This window comes from Providencia sp. PROV175, from assembly GCF_032707045.1.
GTDB classification, from domain to species: domain Bacteria; phylum Pseudomonadota; class Gammaproteobacteria; order Enterobacterales; family Enterobacteriaceae; genus Providencia; species Providencia hangzhouensis.
The window spans coordinates 3,957,747-3,974,977 of record NZ_CP120533.1; the positions used below are offsets into that span (position 1 = coordinate 3,957,747).

At 37.2% G+C, this 17,231-nt stretch carries 13 protein-coding genes and 1 pseudogene; all 14 read right to left on the minus strand.

Annotated elements, in window-relative coordinates:
• Nucleotides 1-51: 51 nt before the first annotated feature.
• Nucleotides 52-582 (minus strand): fimbrial protein, encoded by a 531-nt coding sequence (locus P3L44_RS18070; RefSeq protein WP_272662471.1) that lies wholly within the window; start codon nucleotides 580-582, stop codon nucleotides 52-54.
• 1,483 nt (nucleotides 583-2,065) lie between these two features.
• Nucleotides 2,066-3,223 carry a sugar diacid recognition domain-containing protein gene (locus P3L44_RS18075; protein ID WP_110591140.1) on the minus strand — a complete coding sequence of 386 codons (1,158 nt, stop codon included), beginning with the start codon at nucleotides 3,221-3,223 and terminating at the stop codon, nucleotides 2,066-2,068.
• 175 nt (nucleotides 3,224-3,398) lie between these two features.
• Entirely contained in the window at nucleotides 3,399-4,544 is a 1,146-nt protein-coding gene (locus P3L44_RS18080) for a glycerate kinase (RefSeq protein WP_004907817.1), read from the minus strand.
• An 80-nt stretch (nucleotides 4,545-4,624) separates the two neighbouring features.
• On the minus strand, nucleotides 4,625-5,947 hold the full coding sequence (locus P3L44_RS18085) for an MFS transporter (protein WP_272662469.1): 1,323 nt from the start codon (nucleotides 5,945-5,947) through the stop codon (nucleotides 4,625-4,627).
• 135 nt (nucleotides 5,948-6,082) lie between these two features.
• Nucleotides 6,083-7,585: a xylulokinase gene (locus tag P3L44_RS18090; protein WP_272662468.1), complete on the minus strand. Its 1,503-nt coding sequence runs from the start codon at nucleotides 7,583-7,585 to the stop codon at nucleotides 6,083-6,085.
• 20 nt (nucleotides 7,586-7,605) lie between these two features.
• Complete coding sequence (locus P3L44_RS18095) at nucleotides 7,606-8,646, minus strand: zinc-dependent dehydrogenase (protein ID WP_272662466.1); 1,041 nt, start codon at nucleotides 8,644-8,646, stop codon at nucleotides 7,606-7,608.
• A 36-nt stretch (nucleotides 8,647-8,682) separates the two neighbouring features.
• Nucleotides 8,683-9,492, minus strand: a complete 810-nt coding sequence (locus P3L44_RS18100; protein ID WP_272662464.1) for a class I fructose-bisphosphate aldolase — start codon at nucleotides 9,490-9,492, stop codon at nucleotides 8,683-8,685.
• A 30-nt stretch (nucleotides 9,493-9,522) separates the two neighbouring features.
• Nucleotides 9,523-10,482 (minus strand): D-2-hydroxyacid dehydrogenase, encoded by a 960-nt coding sequence (locus P3L44_RS18105; protein ID WP_196725347.1) that lies wholly within the window; start codon nucleotides 10,480-10,482, stop codon nucleotides 9,523-9,525.
• 244 nt (nucleotides 10,483-10,726) lie between these two features.
• Nucleotides 10,727-11,980 (minus strand): amino acid deaminase, encoded by a 1,254-nt coding sequence (locus tag P3L44_RS18110; protein WP_272662462.1) that lies wholly within the window; start codon nucleotides 11,978-11,980, stop codon nucleotides 10,727-10,729.
• A gap of 21 nt (nucleotides 11,981-12,001) precedes the next feature.
• Nucleotides 12,002-13,453, minus strand: coding sequence for a sodium:solute symporter family protein (locus tag P3L44_RS18115; protein WP_272662461.1), 1,452 nt, complete (start codon nucleotides 13,451-13,453; stop codon nucleotides 12,002-12,004).
• 24 nt (nucleotides 13,454-13,477) lie between these two features.
• Nucleotides 13,478-13,870 carry a RidA family protein gene (locus P3L44_RS18120; protein ID WP_272662459.1) on the minus strand — a complete coding sequence of 131 codons (393 nt, stop codon included), beginning with the start codon at nucleotides 13,868-13,870 and terminating at the stop codon, nucleotides 13,478-13,480.
• Nucleotides 13,871-13,883: 13 nt separating this feature from the next.
• Nucleotides 13,884-15,320 (minus strand): annotated as a pseudogene (locus tag P3L44_RS18125) (N-acyl-D-amino-acid deacylase family protein).
• Between the two features lie 18 nt (nucleotides 15,321-15,338).
• Nucleotides 15,339-15,965: a 2-dehydro-3-deoxy-6-phosphogalactonate aldolase gene (locus P3L44_RS18130; RefSeq protein WP_272662458.1), complete on the minus strand. Its 627-nt coding sequence runs from the start codon at nucleotides 15,963-15,965 to the stop codon at nucleotides 15,339-15,341.
• A gap of 33 nt (nucleotides 15,966-15,998) precedes the next feature.
• Entirely contained in the window at nucleotides 15,999-16,994 is a 996-nt protein-coding gene (locus tag P3L44_RS18135; RefSeq protein ID WP_164560877.1) for a 2-dehydro-3-deoxygalactonokinase, read from the minus strand.
• Nucleotides 16,995-17,231 lie beyond the last annotated feature (237 nt).

Genomic DNA, 17,231 nt, shown 5'->3' on the forward strand with positions numbered 1-17,231 from the left:
TTTCAACGCATTAAAATTAGTGCCCATACATCCTTGTACGGGCTATACCAATTACTGGTAGCTCAGAGCAAATGTTGCAATTGCATCAAATTCACCTGGTACAGCTGGTTTGTTTGCTGCATCATCATCGCCTTGCAAATAAGCTTGGAAACGCAATGTGTTCGCACCAGTTAATAAAGTTTGAGATGGTGATTTAGCACCTAAAGCAATTTTAGTTCCGTTGTAATCAGTGATCACGATACCCGCGTTTTTCGCAGTACCAGCAATAGCTAAACCATCAGTTACCGAAGTACTTGGAATACCAGTAAATGTAGTTTGAACAGTTTTCAGAGTCGTGATATCACACTGCTCTAATTGGATGTTGAAATCGCGAGCAATACTTTTACCGCCACCGTTTAATGCAGATGTTGCGATAGCACCCATTGGTACTTCAAATGCTTGAGAACCTGGTGGAATTGAGCAAGGAGCATCAATGATTGAACCTTTAAAAGTGACTTGGCCGCCACCTTGGTTTGCAGAAGCAGAACCAGCAACCACTGCCAGACCTAAACCTAATACTAAAGCAAGTTTATTTAATTTCATTTTATACATTTCCATTAGATAAAAAGACAATACAAATTAAAATAACAAGTTATTATTAATCTGATTATTTTAATTTTTTTCTTAAAATATATTCGGTTAGTAAACATTAAAGATTGACACTAATAACCATTCCTATTTATCAAACTCCATTAATAAATAAGACAATTAAACAATGCATCAATGCGTTGCCATTATTATATCTCATTTTAATCATGTCAAATCCAGCAATTAATTAACAACCTTCACTGTAAGTTAGTGATATATATATAATATCCACAATATACTCTATTTTGAATACACCATTACAGGATAAACAAGTGATGCATACCTAATTAAATTGATTTTTTCTTAATAAAAAACCACAAAATAAACCCATTCAATATTAATAAAGTTTTTTATACTCATAAAACGGGTTCTTGTTAGTGAAAAAAAATGGTTCAGAAAATAACGCTAACATTAAAACAAGCCTAAATTATTAAAACGAAATTTTTATCGGTGGATAATTAATCAGAAATATCCCAAAAAAAAGAATTAAATAATTTCATAATATTTCTTAATTCATTAATTGTTACATTTATCTTGAAAATTAAAAAATAAAAATAATGGTAGCAATATCAAATATATATCCAACAATTAACATACATAAAAATATAGAAATCAGCGAAAAAAGAACAATATCATAAAACATTTTTTTAAATTAAAATAAAAATAGAAACAATTAAGTGAAAATTTAAAAAAAGGCATGATCGAGAAAAACCTTGGCATTACAAAATATTTCAAAAGGTAATTAAAGGTAATTTTTAATTAATTTATAAATACAAAAACCTTATCTTAAGACCTGAAAATTTCAAAAAAATATTTTCAATAACAATTGAATTATTTCATAATGAAATTAACCCATTTAATTAAGATAAGTTAGATAAAATAATTTATTAGAAAACTCACAATGAGTAAGTATGATATCTTAAATTGTTATCGATAATTACATCACTGACATAATAGTGAAATTAAATATAGAGACCCTACATTTAAGTAAAAACACTAATCAAGTAAAACATAATTCATCTTTATCTTTAACATTATCGACATACTTATTTTCGCATTTGTAGGTAGCTAAAAACTTAATGTACTACTCAAGAACAAAGGAACTAAAATATGATGAAAGTAGATATTATTGAGTCAAATATAAAATAGATTGATCTCAATCAGATTAAGAACAATCTATGCTAGCTTAGTTTGATGTCAATACGTCTTTATTTTCTTGATAGGGTATTCATTGAGATGGTACATGTGAGTAGGCAAGAAGCCATATCATGCTCTAAGCATCGGTGGGTCGGCAGATAGTCTCTAACTAGTCAAAATATAAGATAAGAAGTAGAAATTTTACTGCCACTTCGTGGCATCAGAGTTTGAGGCGATTCCCAACAAGGATGACATTTCTTCGATTACTCTATGAGAACTGCTCCTCAATAGTGTTATTGAATTAGTTCTTCAGCTGTAAAGCAACATACAACAATACCTTACTTTCAATCGTTAATAGATCTAATTTTGTTATCTCAGATATCCTTTTTAAACGATAATCTAATGTATTTCTATGAATAAACAACTCGTTAGCTGTTTCACGAGATAATAAATTATTTTTAAACCAGACTGTTAATGTTTTAATTAGCACACCATTAGAATCTTCATGTAATAATGTATTCAATGGTTTTAATAGTTCTTCTGAAGACCATTTAAAATTTAAACCGTATAATAAAACCGGTAGCATAATATCTTGGTAACAGTAAATTTTTAACTGGGGTTTCTTAGCTTTCCCTACTTGCATGGTAATTTTAGCCGTCTCATATGATTTTTTAATCGATTCCTCTGCTGGCTCTAAAAAAAAATTACCTAATGATATTTTCACTTGTAATTTAAATAACTTCTGAATGTCTGATTCTAATTTTATAATTTTCTTTTTTGCATTATCAATATCCCATCGATTGAACTTATTTAGCGCAGGAGTTAAACAAACAATTTCCGTCAAAGATTGAATAGCGACTAAGTTATCAGGATTCTTATATTCAATTAGCTTTTTAATTTCTTGCAATTCACTAAATGCACTATTCACACCTAATTGGCCACTATCTAATTCAATAATTATAGCAACTCGTGGAATAGAAAAATTAATATTAAGCTTTTTAGACCATTCAGTTATATTATCGGGAATTGTTCCATTTTCGATATAAGTTAGAATAATTTCTTCTTTAAAACGATCGTTTAAATTCAAATGGTTATAAATCTCTGCCTGCTCTAGCATCATTACGGCTGTCATTGAAACCAACTCCCCAAATTGTTTAATTTGGGTTGGTTCTCCTGTTAATCCTATTACACCTATAATTTTACTATTCAAATAAAGAGGTAAATTAACACCTGGTTTAACCCCATGTAAATGATTTGCAGTGGCGTCATCAATAACAACCGTTCGCTTTTGCTTTATTGCAAGCAAAGCGCCTTCATGAAATTCTCCTAATCTATTACTATCTCCACTTCCTATAATGCATCCAGTTTCATCCATAACATTAATATTGCAATCAATAATTTTCATGGTTCTATCAACAATTTCTTGCGCTAATTTGGAGGTAAGACAATAATCATACATATTTCAACCTCTTTTGCTGGTGCTGTAAAATAGAAATAAACTTTCCAATCATAAATTTCAATAATGTTTATTTTTAATTTAATTAACTCCAGTATTCAATATTCCTTGAAAAAATCAAGAAAAATAAATTTCATTTAAAATACAGCAAACAAAGCTAAATTTTAAAACTATTATTTCAATTTTTATTATCTATTTTAATATTCAGCGTATTCGCAATATTTTTAGTACAATTAAATAAATTACTTTCAGCATTATTTAAAGCTTCTTTTAGTGAACTAATTTTATGCAAAATACTAAACGCTGAATCAATACCATATTGTTGTAAATGACTGAGATCATCACCAAGGCTTCCAACAATGGCAATAACGGGTATTTTATGTTTTCTCGCTAACTGAGCGACGCCAAAAGGCACTTTGCCATTTAAACTTTGGCTATCTAACCGCCCTTCACCTGTAATAACTAAATTTGCTCCTACCATGTGTGATTCAAGGTTCAAGGTTTGTGCAATAATATCGAAGCCAGGCTTGAGTTCCGCTTTGAGAAAAGCAAGTAAGGCTGCTCCCATTCCTCCTGCAGCACCGGCTCCTGCAATATAATGAACTTCAACATGCAAATCTCGCTTAATGATATCTGCAAAATGTTCTAAATTTTTGTCTAACATTTCAACATGTTCATTTGTCGCCCCCTTTTGAGGGCCAAATATCACAGATGCGCCATTTCTCCCTATTAATGGGTTCGAAACATCACAAGCAATACTAAATTGGCACGCTTTTATCCTCGGGTCCATTGTGCTGACATCAATACTCGCTAAATCGGCAAGTGCTTGCCCTCCTAATTTAATTTGTTGCCCATGAGAATCTAATAATTTGGCCCCAAGTGCTTGCAACATTCCTGCTCCGCCATCATTGGTTGCACTTCCACCTATACCAATAATAATCTGCTTTACCCCAGTATCTAGGCAGGCCTTTATCAACTCTCCTGTGCCATATGATGTCGTTAGTAATGGATTTCTTAATTCAATAGGGACTAGCTCTAGCCCACTTGCCGCAGCCATTTCAATAAATGCTTGCTGTTTATTTTGAGATAAACCATAGAATGCCTGAACACTCGTACCTAAAGGACCAATAACATCAAGATGATAGATTTCCCCATTGGTAGCCTCAACCATCGTAACAACTGTACCCTCACCACCATCCGCAATAGGGCACTTAACATAAGTTGCATGCGGAAAAACCTCTTTGAACCCGTTTTCAATAACCGTTGCGACTTTCAATGCAGATAAACTCTCTTTAAATGAGTCAGGTGCAATGACTATTTTCATAAAAATAATCCTTTAGAAATTTTTATTATCAATAAGTTAAAAATTCAGGTGGGTACTCGCCCACCTGATACGACTTTTTATTATTTCGGTTCATCGAGTAAGAGGATCATAATTAAGCCAATCACCGCACAGATACCAAAGTAAGAGAAAACAGCATCAAACTTACCGGTCATATCTAACAATAACCCTGCCATCATAGGTGAAACGAAGCCACCTAAGTTTCCTCCACTATTTACAACAGATATCGCAATTGGATAGTTATTATTATCAGCGACTCCCATTGGATAAGCAGTAAATGCAGGCCAGCCAATATTCAAGAACAAACCAACCGAGAAAAGGGCAAGTGCAACTGCGCTCGTGCTTTCGGGTACATTCAACATCACTAACATCATCGCAATCGTCGCTACTGCGGTAAAAAGCATGGTGGGTTTGCGACGACGACCAAAAACTTTATCAGAGATCCAGCCACCAAAAATCGAGCCGATAAACCCACCAACAAATGGCATTGATGCAACAAAGCCCATTTTCATAAATGAAAAGCCTTTTTCATTTACCAGATAAGAAGGTATCCAGGTTAATATTCCATATAAAATACTGACCATCATGAAATAAGAAATAGTATTACACCAAATATTTTTAGATTTAAATATTTGGGAAGCTGAACTTAATGGAGTGACTGATTTAACACGAATAAATTTATCTAGCGTATTAAATTTAGGACTCAGAACAATATTGCCTTCTATTTTCTTTTCTGCAATTTCTGAATTATCGGCACGAATATAATCTAATTCACTTTGTGAAACAAAGCGACTTTCCTCTGGTTTTGTTCTAACAAATAAATACCAAATAATAGCGAGAAAAATACCGGGAATAGCAAACAGAATAAAGACCCAGCGCCATCCATAAGTTAATGCAATCCAAACGACTAATGGTGGAACAATAATAGGTGCAAACATCGTTGAGGCAATATAAACCCCAGTGGCAGTTGCTTTTTCTTTTGCTGGAAACCAGTTATTAATTGTCGACGTTAGCCCGACAGGGGTTGGCGCCTCTGCCATACCTAGGCCGAGACGCAACCACTTAATTGCAAAGGCAGATTGGGCTAAACCAATAAACCAAGTCATGGCAGAGAAACCGAGAATGGATAATGACACCATTCCTCTGATCCCACGTTTTGCCATCCAAAAGCCCGCGGGTATTTGGCATAAAGCATAACCGAGGAAAAACATACTCGCGAGAGAACCCGCTTCTAAATTAGTTAATTTAAACTCATCAGTAATAAAAGGTAGAACCGCACCAATATTACTTCTGTCTGCATAATTTACAGCATAGACGATAAAAATCAGGGCTAATACCACCCAACGATAATTCGTCTTTGGCTTAATCGGATTTGAATTTATCATTATTTTCGCTCCAGAGCAGTTTATTATTTAATACACGTTTTATTACCTGCTTTTTTAAGAATGAAACGATCCCTGCTAATTCATTAAAATTAACATTTAGGAACGTTATTTAATTTAAACTTACTTCAACTAATTTTATTTACTCGACAAGCTATGCATTGTTTCTTTTAATAAAGGATACAGCCCATTGTAAATATTAAACTGCTTGTTATAAGTATCTTGTGTTTTTTTATCTTGATTTGGTGTGAATGTGATATCTTCTGTTTTTATAATCGGTAAATCAGGGTCATTAATGCCACAGAAAAAACCGGCTCCTGTCGCACCAACCATTGCCGCGCCAAAAGCCGCTGCATCTGCTGTTTGGGCAATATTATATTCAACCTGAAGAATATCCGCTTTAATTTGAGTCCATAATGTATTACGTGATCCGCCTCCTACGCTGAGTAATTCATCTAATATCACTCCCCATTTTTCATTAGCAATATTCAAGATCTGTTTTAAACCATATGCTGTACCTTCAAATGCCGCCCTGACCATATCATCGCGAGTATGATTTAGACGTAAGCCTATCCACGCTCCCGATGCATTAACATCCCAAATAGGGCTACGTTCTCCAGCTAAATAAGGCAGATAAATTAAGCCATTGGCACCAGGTACTGATGATTTTGAAAATATTTCCAACTGTTCATGGTCATTAACTTCCGGCCAAACCGCCTGGTTTAGCCAACTGAATGTCCCCCCAGTTGTCGACATCGCTCCATGGGCCAACCATTGATTGGGAACGATGTGATATCGGTTCATAAAACGAGGGTCAAAATTTGGCTCTTCTAAGCAAAACGTAATGACTCCCGATGTTCCTGTTGATTCAAAAGCCGTTTCAGGGTCAAGTAACCCAACCGCGAATGCTGCAGCGGCGGTATCTGCCGACCCTAAAATAATTGGCGTATTTTCTTTTAATCCCGTTTCTTGAGCGGCTTCTTTACTCACTTTACCAACCACAGAGGTGCATTGGTAAATCGGCGGCAAAATATCGTGATTAAACTTCCAATACCTTAATAGTTCTTTTGACCACTTAGGTGCTTTAGACAAAACGACTGCGCCAGAATACGCGGCTTGGGTCGGGTCAATGGCGGCTTTTTGACTTCCTAACTTTAAAGATAAAAAGCTATTAAGTAGAACGACCTTATGAACTTTTTGCATTAATTCCGGCTGTTGTTCTTGTAGCCATCCTAACGTTCCCACCCAACATGCAGACGGACTTGGACTATTACAAGAAAGTGCCCGAACATGCGTTATATTTTCCCCGAGTGTTTGCTGTATGAAACCTTCGGAACGCCCATCGAGGTAAGTAATCCCATTTGCGACAGGTTTATTATGTTTATCCAATAAAACCAGCGTTGGGCAAGCAACAGAGAAACTCACAGATACGATATTCTTTACTTGAGAAGTCACTTCTTTAACTGCATCTGCGGTCTTTTTCCAAAAGTCATTTAAGTCAATTTCATGATTTTTGGGAGATTTGGAAATAATATTGGTATCACGTGAAGCCTTTGCCAATAATTCTCCATGGAAATTAAATGCACAAACTTTCACACTACTGCTACCTGCATCAATTCCCAAATAGACACTGTCCATCATGCTGCCTCCAACGCCTGCTTTTAATTGTTATGTATAATAATTTTAATCGCGTCACCTTTTTGAGCGGTTGCCATGGCCTCGTTAATCTCATCTAAAACAAATCGGTGAGTCACTAATTTCTCAATATCAATTAAGCCAGAAGAAATCAGTGTCAAAGCTTGTTGGTATCCTTCCCGGCTTAACGCACTGGCTCCCGTAAGAATAAGCTCGTTGTAGTGAATAATATTGACATCAATTTGCGCCATATCATCTTTTGAAAAACCAGCGAACAAGTTAACTCGCCCGCCTTTTCTAGCGAGTTCCAACGCAGGATTAACTAATCCAGGGATGCCAATGGCAATAATCACAACATCTGCCCCCACACCTTCCGTCAAGCCTTTTACGACATCCAGTAAGTTTTCTTGCTGGCTATTAACGACGCGTGTTGCACCGCAATTTAACGCAGCCTGTTGGCGCTGTTCATTGAGTTCACTCACAATAATATTTGTCGCACCTGAGAAACGCGCAAGTTGCACGTGCATTAACCCGATAGGCCCCGCACCAATAATGACCACCGTATCACCGAGCTCAATACCCACATTTTTTTGTCCATTGATACAGCAAGCTAACGGCTCAGCTAATGCTGCGGCTTCAAAAGACATCCCTTTCGGTATCTTAAAGACATTACCCGATGACAAAGCAACCTCTGGTATTCGAACATATTCCGCAAAAGCGCCATCAAATTCATAACCGATTGCTTGGCGGTTTAAACAGACATTTTCTTTACCGATACGACAATAAACACAAGAACGGCATGGCACGACAGGGTCAACAGCGATTGCGTCCCCGACGTTTAGGTCAGTCACATTTTCACCGACTTCGACAATTTCCCCTGAAAATTCATGCCCTATTACAGAAGGGTAACGCACGCCTTTGGTTTTTTTACCGGAAATAATCCGTCCGTCAGTTCCACAAATCGCGGCTGCCTTGACTTTAATAACCACATCGCTTTTACCAACTTGTGGATATTTAACGTCTGCCACTCTAAGTTCATTAGGCGCATACAATACCGCTGCTTTCATTTTTTCCTCCCCATGCATGACAGCTATGACCGTTGGTTATTTGCCACCCGCTTGCTTATATTCCGCGATAGCTTGGTCAACCGAACAATCATCATTGATTAATGCATTCAGAGCCTTAATGACTGCTGTTGGGTTTTCGTGCTGCCATACGAAGCGCCCGTATGTCACACCACCAACACCAATATCTAATGCTTTACGTGTATTTGTTAGGAAGCTAAGAAGATCACTCCCCATATCACCACCAGCTAAAGCAACCATTGCTGGGCAGCTATCAACGACTGATTTAAATGTCTCAGGGGAACCTGACCAAAGTGTTTTGATGATATCGACACCTAGCTCAGCGCCTGCGCGAACACAGTAAGCGAGATTTTTCGCATCAAAACTATCTTCAATCATTGGACCTTTTGGATAAATATGCGCGACTAAAGGCAGTCCCGCGGAAGCAGCGGCTTTCGATACTTGGCCTAAAAATGTCAATTGCTGTGCTTGTTCAGGTCCGCCCATAATACAGCCGACTGAAATTGCATCTGCTCCTAAACGAATCGCTTCTTCAACGTCAGCAACGGGTGTGTCATAAGCTTCATGGTAAGGTATGGAATAACTTGTCGCTTTCATGATGATAGAAACATCGGAAGCAACATACGGAGGATAAACCTTTTCAATAATACCTTTATGCATCGTAATGGCATCAGGTGCACCCGCAACAACCTGTTTCATGACAGATTTAATATCACCAATTCCCGGTAATACACCACGTGTAATCGGATGATCCATAGTAATCGCAAGAAGGCGGCCAGATTTTTTATTTAATAATCTTTTTAAACGAATTTCTTTTCCTAAAAACATATTAATGACCTCTTTAAATCAATAAGTGAATTAATTAACTAAATTTTGAGGATGGCCAGATAAAAAGGCTTCGATATTATCCATCATCATGTCTGATAAGGTTTGTATGGCTTCAAAACTAGCCCATGAAATATGAGGGGTAAGAATAAAATTTGATAACTGAGTTAATTTCATCATATAGCTTTCTTTTTCGGGTGGTTCTGAAATACAAACATCAAACCCTGCACCTAATATTTTATTATTTATTAGAGCGCCATATAATGCTTCTTCATTAACGATCCCACCTCGTGCTGTATTAATTAAAATACAAGACGGTTTCATCTGTTCGAATTCTGAAAAACTAATTAAATCCTTGGTGGATTTGAGTAATGGACAATGAATGGAAATAATATCACTTTTCGCAATAACATCCTCAAATGGTGTATATAGTGGGCCCATATTATTCGTGCCTTTGTATGTGGAAAATAACACCTTCATACCAAAAGCTTTTGCGATATCAGCAACTGCCTTACCTAAGACACCATCACCAATAATACCAAGCGTCGACCCAGCTAAATTATTAATTTTATAATCAAAATAACAAAACTGGCCTGATTCTTGCCAACGACCATTTCGTACTGATTGTGCATAGGCTAATAAGCTACGACGTAAGGCTAAAATCAAGGTAAACGTATGCTCAGGCACTGTATTTATTGCATAATTTCTGATGTTAGAAACTAATATATTACGCTCATTACAAGCACCAATATCAATCACATCCGTTCCTGTTGCAGCGACAGAAATGAATTTGAGTTGCTTTGCAGATTCAATAATTTTTTTAGTGATTTTTACTTTATTGGTAATAATAATTTTTGCATTTTTCACTCGCTCAATAATTTCATCTTCCGATGTTTTCCCATATAGTTCTAAACTATATTCTTTATTTATTTTCTTAATATTTATTCCTTCAGGGAAAGTGTCATGATCGAGAAACACGATTTTAACTGTCATTTTTATTACCACCCAATTAATCAACAAAATGAATGTCAATTAGACTTTTTGATTTAATAAAATTATATAATTCGCTTATCAGGAAGGCATTGTAAGAATGACTAGTTTTTAACGTGAAAAATTGAATATAATTGTGCAAATGCACAATTTGTTATGAATTCGATCACAAGAATGTGATGAATAAAAAAATCGGCCACTTAAAACAAGTGACCGATATAAAATAAAGTGAGTTAATAATACAACATTAGAAAAAGGTCGGCATTTCCTCTATAACATCATATTTATCATCAACAAGATAAATCACTTTCCATTTATCAAATGTAATACAGGGGGGAGATGTCCCAAATATTAGTATATCGCCAACTTGGAAATCACAATTTTCATCAAAAGATAAAATGGCATGTTGGTCCATTAAACCGACTGTTTTTGCACTATTAGTTTGAAAACAGACTGGCTTACCCTCTCGATATTGCATTAGAGGCTGAGGCAAACCTGCATCAAAGGCGACATCCCTTTTACCAAAATTAACAATCGCTCGTCCTTTCTCAGGCACAGACTGAATTAATGCCACGATTTCCATCGCTGGCATTAAATCGCCATCTAACTGGCAGGCCACACTGTCCCGCATTTTCAATGCGTTCTGGGCTTCATCATAAATACCGTGGTCATGTGTAATATAGCATCCAGAGCGGATCACAAACCGAATAGGTTTAGAAAGATGAAACTCTGCCATCTTTTTACTGACCAGATCATACCAAACTGAACCTGCCCCAGTTATTAATAACTCCCCTGAATAGCGTGCAAATACACCTAAGTTATCCAGTTTTTGACTGGTGGTTAACACTCGCTGTAAAAATTGCTGTATCTCTTCAATATCCTTTTGGGCATCATCGCTATGAATAACGCCTTCGTAGAATTCAATGCCAGCAATCATTAAAGAAGGAAGTTTGGTTAACTCATTTGCCAATGTGATGGCTTCTTCTTCACTTCGACATCCACAGCGTCCACCATTAACCCCTAACTCAATCAGAACATTTATGGTTAAATCTAACGATGAAAAAATGGCAGCCAGCTGTTTTGCATGAATCACATTATCAACACAACAATAAATATTGGCTTGATTTAATTGCACTAGTTCCGCAAGTAATCGAATATTGGTTTTACCCACGACTTGATTAGCAATAATGATATTCTTAACACCTGACTCCACTGCCACCTTGGCTTGATAAGCTGTTCCTACACTTAGCCCCCATGCACCTTGAGCAATTTGTCGTTTAAAAATGGCAGGCGTCATGGTGGTCTTACCGTGTGGAGACAACGAAACATTCGCCACATTCGAATAATGCTGCATCCATGCAATGTTATTCTCCAATTCATTACGCTTTACTACCACCGCTGGTAAACACACATCCTCATGTAGGACATTCACCGAAATACCATCCTGATTTAATATGGCTGACTTATGAACTACGCCCGCCAATGCATTCAGTTTCGTCATTATCTTCCCTCAACTTGCTGGTTACTGACTTTTGGCTGTGTTTTCTCTTTCGTGAGTAATGTTTTCTAGTACTTCTTCACGACTGAGTTTATTCTTTGGTGTTATCAATGTCACAACAACCGCACAGACCAAACTGATGACTAATGCAGGGATTACTGGGTTGCCTAATTTTGCGGACCATTCTGGCGTCAAAATGATCGCTAATGATGTTGAACTTCCCGCAACCAATGCAGCAATACAACCTTGCCAGTTAAAACGATGCCAGAATTTACCCAATAACACGGTTACACACAGGCCTGACATAATCATTGATATCATTTTGGTAATGTAGCCGATAATGTCATTCGAAGTTAATGCAAAGACAAGTGCTAACAAGATGACGCCAAGTAAGAAGATACGAGATAAATTGATCGCTTTCTCAGGTGGTGGCATCTTACCAGTTACCATCGTATAGATATCACGTAGGATAATAGAAACACCCGCGATAGCATCTGAGCTACCTGATGACATATTGGCAGACATACCTGCAATCAATACCACCATCGCTAACACGTGCGGTAAAGCATTAGTTGCATATAAGAAAGCAAAGCTGCTGTTTTCTAAATTCGGCTCCATCACATGCGTTGCCATCCCGATAATCGCAGGTAGGAACGAAAACCCCATATACAGTAACCCTGTAATAATAAAGGACTGGCGGATAGCTTTAGTTGATGCTGCTGAATAAATACGTTGGCGATATGACGGTGTCGCTAATACACCAATGCCAATGACCACAGCCAATGATATCGCAGGTAAAACGCCTAATTTACCAATACCGAATAAAGTAAAGGCGTCAGGGTCTGTACTCTTAACAACAACATCCCAACCACCAACATAGCTTACCGAAGCAACCGCTAGAATGATAAACCCGAGGAATAAAACAATTGATTGCAGTGTATCAATCCATGAAACCGCTTTATAGCCACCAATCCCCACGTAAAAAACAAAGCCAACCGCGATAATGATCTTCGCAACAGTAATATCAATATCTGCCGCCCATGCTAGATATAAGCCGCCTCCAAGAATATGAGCGCCGAGCCAGCCTATCGATGCCAAGAATATTAATAGCGCAACCAAGTTTTTCACTAAACGGCTGCCGCCTGTGTAATAGCAGATCTCTTCACTCATGGTCATAAAGCGATAATTTCTTACTGGTGCAAATAGCCAAGCCGTTAGTAAGATCCCCGTCGCTCCACCAATCCCATACAACATTCCCGCCCAGCCATTGGAATAGCCAAAACTGACTGCACCGATACTCGAGCCCGTTCCCACCATCGTCCCGACGGTTGAACCGAGAGTGAGTAGCATCGGGAGCTTTCTGCCCCCAAGAATGAAGTCTTCACCGGTTTTTTGATGCCTTGTGACGTACCAACCCACAAACATCATCACAAATGCATATAACAAAAACCACATTAAGAAATTATTATGTTCCATAGTAGCCTCTCATCGCCTTAGCAATTAAGATTTGAATTTGCTGTTGAAGCAGGTAATATCCACTTCAACCATACAATCGACGACAAGGTCAGCGACAAAGCACACCCGTGCAGGTGGATTAACTGCAAAGAATTGCTGAAATACTTTATTAAAAGATTGGAAATAGCGCGCATCACTTAATACCACTTTCATATGCACTATATCTTGCGTCGCAAATCCCGCATCTTTCATAATGTTTAAACAATTCTCGATAGCCAATTTAGATTGAGCGATAATTCCGCCATCAATCACTTCCCCGTCAATCATGGGTGTTTGCCCTGAAACATACAGCCATCCGTCAGCTAACACGGCCTTAGCAAAAGGCAAAGATTGCCCGCCAGTACCTTTTGAGCCTTCAATTCCGAATCTTTTAATCATTTTTATCTCTCTTTTATTTATTTCTTTCTAAGAATTTACCTGCTCTATTCCCTGTCATTTCTTTTTTGGTATAGGTCAGAACACCATTAACAAACACATATTCAATACCATCCGCTTTTTGTTTTGGGTCTTGGAACGTGGCTGTTTCATTAATTTTTTTAGGGTCAAATACAACGATATCTGCAAAATAATTTTCTTGGATAAGGCCTCTATCCTTTAAAGAAAAACGTTGTGCTGACATGCCTGTCATTTTGTAAATCGCGGTGGTCATTGGGAAAAGCTGCTCATCACGGCTATAGTGGCTAATAACTCGTGGAAAAGTTCCCCAAAGGCGTGGATGTGGATTAGGGTCACGTGGTAAGCCATCAGAACCCACCATACTGCTTGGATGCTGTAACACACGACGAACATCATCTTCGTGCATTTGGAAATAAATCGCTCCCGCAGGAACAATTTTTTCAGCAACTTGGAAAACATCGCTACTCCACATAGCGGCTATTTCTTTTAATGTCTTACCCGCAACGTCAGGGAATGGTGTCGACCAAGTTATTAGGATGTCATAGTCTTCAGTAAGTTGTGTGATATCTAAGTTTGATTAACCCGCACGATATGGGTAACAATCACAATTGATATCCTGCATAGCTTGGTATTTTTCAATGAGGGCAAGCGTTTCTTTTGTACGTCCCCAGTTTTTTGCACCAGCGCACTTATGGTGGGAAATTTGCACAGGAACTTTTGCATGACGGCCGATATGGAAGGCTTCATGCATCGCATCAATGATACCGTCATATTCAGTTCGCATATGAGTGGTATAAATTCCCTGATGCTCTGCTAATAATTCAGCCAACTCACAAATTTCTTCAGTCGAAGAATTAATTGCGTTACCGTAAGATAAACCAGTGCTTAATCCTAAAGCCCCTTCATCTAACGCACAGGCCAATACTTGCTTCATATGAGCGATATTGTCTTGTGTCGCGGGTTTTAATAAGTCTGTCACACAATTATTTCTTAAGGTTGTATGCCCTATTAACGTCGCAACATTAACGGTTGGCATCACATTATTAATTTTTTGTTTATAACTGGATAAATCAGAAAATTGAAATTCGTTTAACTCACCTAATAAATTAATTGGGTCAGGAACTTCATCCTTTAATGTTGCACACGCTGCACTGATACCACAATTACCAACAATAATTGTCGTTACACCTTGTGATGTTTTTTCAATATATTCAGGCTTATCAATCACAATTAAATCGTCATGAGTATGCACATCAATAAATCCAGGTGATAAAATCAAGCCTGAGCAGTCAATTATTTTTTCAGTATCTTCACTTATATTTTTTGATATTTTAATAATCCGTTCATCTTTAACTGCAATATCACTGACAAACTCGCTTTTACCACTACCATCTATTACAGTGGCATTTTTAAAAACATAATCGTATTTCATTTTAATATCTCTTCAGGATTAATTAGTTTGATTTTTAAATGCGATATATGCAGATATAAATGCTTTCGCTTTTTCTCTGGTTTTCTCTGGTGTTTGGCCTATTTGGTAAAGATCATTTCCCAGTCCTGCACCATGGCAGCCAATACCTAGGTATTCATGCAGATTATTCGGAGTGATGCCTCCTACCGCATAAATAGCAATATTTTTTGGGAGCACTGACATCAGCGATTTCACATAATTAACCCCAAAAGGCGCTGTAGGGAAAATTTTTAAATTAACAGCACCGGCGTCAATCGCGGTAAAAGCTTCTGTTGCTGTTGCACAACCTGGAAATATTTCCATCTTATTTTCAAAAGCAGTAGTGATCACAGAAACGTTAATATTGGGAGTGACAATAATTTTAGCGTTCATTATTGCCAACTTTTCAACATTACTTTTATTGAGTACAGTACCGGCACCAATTTTTAATTTATCTCCATAGTTTTCAATCGCTAATGGAATACTTTTTTCCCACTCGGGAGAGTTAAGAGGAATTTCTATATAATTAAAACCTTCATCTGCAAGGATAGCGATATGTTCTAAAACTTCGTCAGGTTTTATTCCCCGTAATATTGCAATAAGCGGTATTTCATTTTTAGAATTCATAACAATCACCTAATAAAAAACCATTAATAGTATTTATTTGTATTGCATTTCTTTTAATATTGAAATTGCACCCAATCCAGAAAAAGGTTGTTCCTTTTTATCGTCTAATAGGCGTATTTCCCCAGTGAAATAACTATCATTTTTAATTAATTCTTTAAGTGCATCTGCTAAAATAGGTTTTCCACTAATAACGATTTTTATATCGCTAGTAATATTAAGAGCTTGGCTATGTTTTATTGCGAGTAAATCTGACGCCAAAATAGCTCCCAATAAAAAACTTGAGCGTTGGTCAAGTGTCGCTTCCGTAAAAAGGTCTAGTAGCCTCACCGAAAAACAACTTCTCGCAATCCCCACTTGTAGACTAAGTTCAGCACCTCTGCGTAAATATTCTTTATCTAAATATTGAACAAACTGGTGTTCTAAAGAACTGGCTAAGATAGTCTGGTGCGTTAATGTATCGAAAATTTCCCCTGCCATCGTTGTTGCCAATGCAACCACATTATTATTTTCATCAAGACGTACAAACTTAGAATGTGACCCGGGCAAAATGACTAAGGCTGGGCCAAGATCCGGTTGCTGTGTTAAAATGCCAAAAACTTCAACTTCTTCACCGCGCATTACATCTATACTTTCAATTGAATCAAACGTCATATTTGTCACGTTATTTTTAACGCCTGGTATAAAAATAATCGGCTTTTCACTGATCTCTTTGATAACACAAGGCATTGTGGCCTTAGCAAGTTGCTGCATTGAAACAGGAGTCACTTGGTGAGGTAAGTGACACAGCCCAATTTCGGATGTAATCATACCTGATGCAACGAGCTGATAATTTTCTCTTTCTTCAGCACTCACCCCTGACAACAGCTTATCTAGTACTGTTTTTATCGATTGAATTAACAGCGTTTTATCGCCATTTTTTGCACAATCCCTAATACCAACTTCAACACTTTGTTCACGAACAACCGTGTTATTTTTCCATGCTCTAACTCGGGTATTCGTTGTCCCTGTATCAATGGTCACTATCAACATGTTTATCCCTTTAAAATAACGGAACATCGTTCCTTTTTTAATAAAATACATCAAAAATTAGGAGTCTCGTTCCGTTTTTATAAGAATAACGACAGCGATCACGATCAAAAAGTCAAACTCAATGAAGATCAATACACTACGTACTGTATGTTTTTTCAGAGAAAAAGGTAACATCGAGGTAAAAATGGAACGACGTTTAAAAAATGAGTACAATGAGAGGGCTTAGCGTGAGTGAGG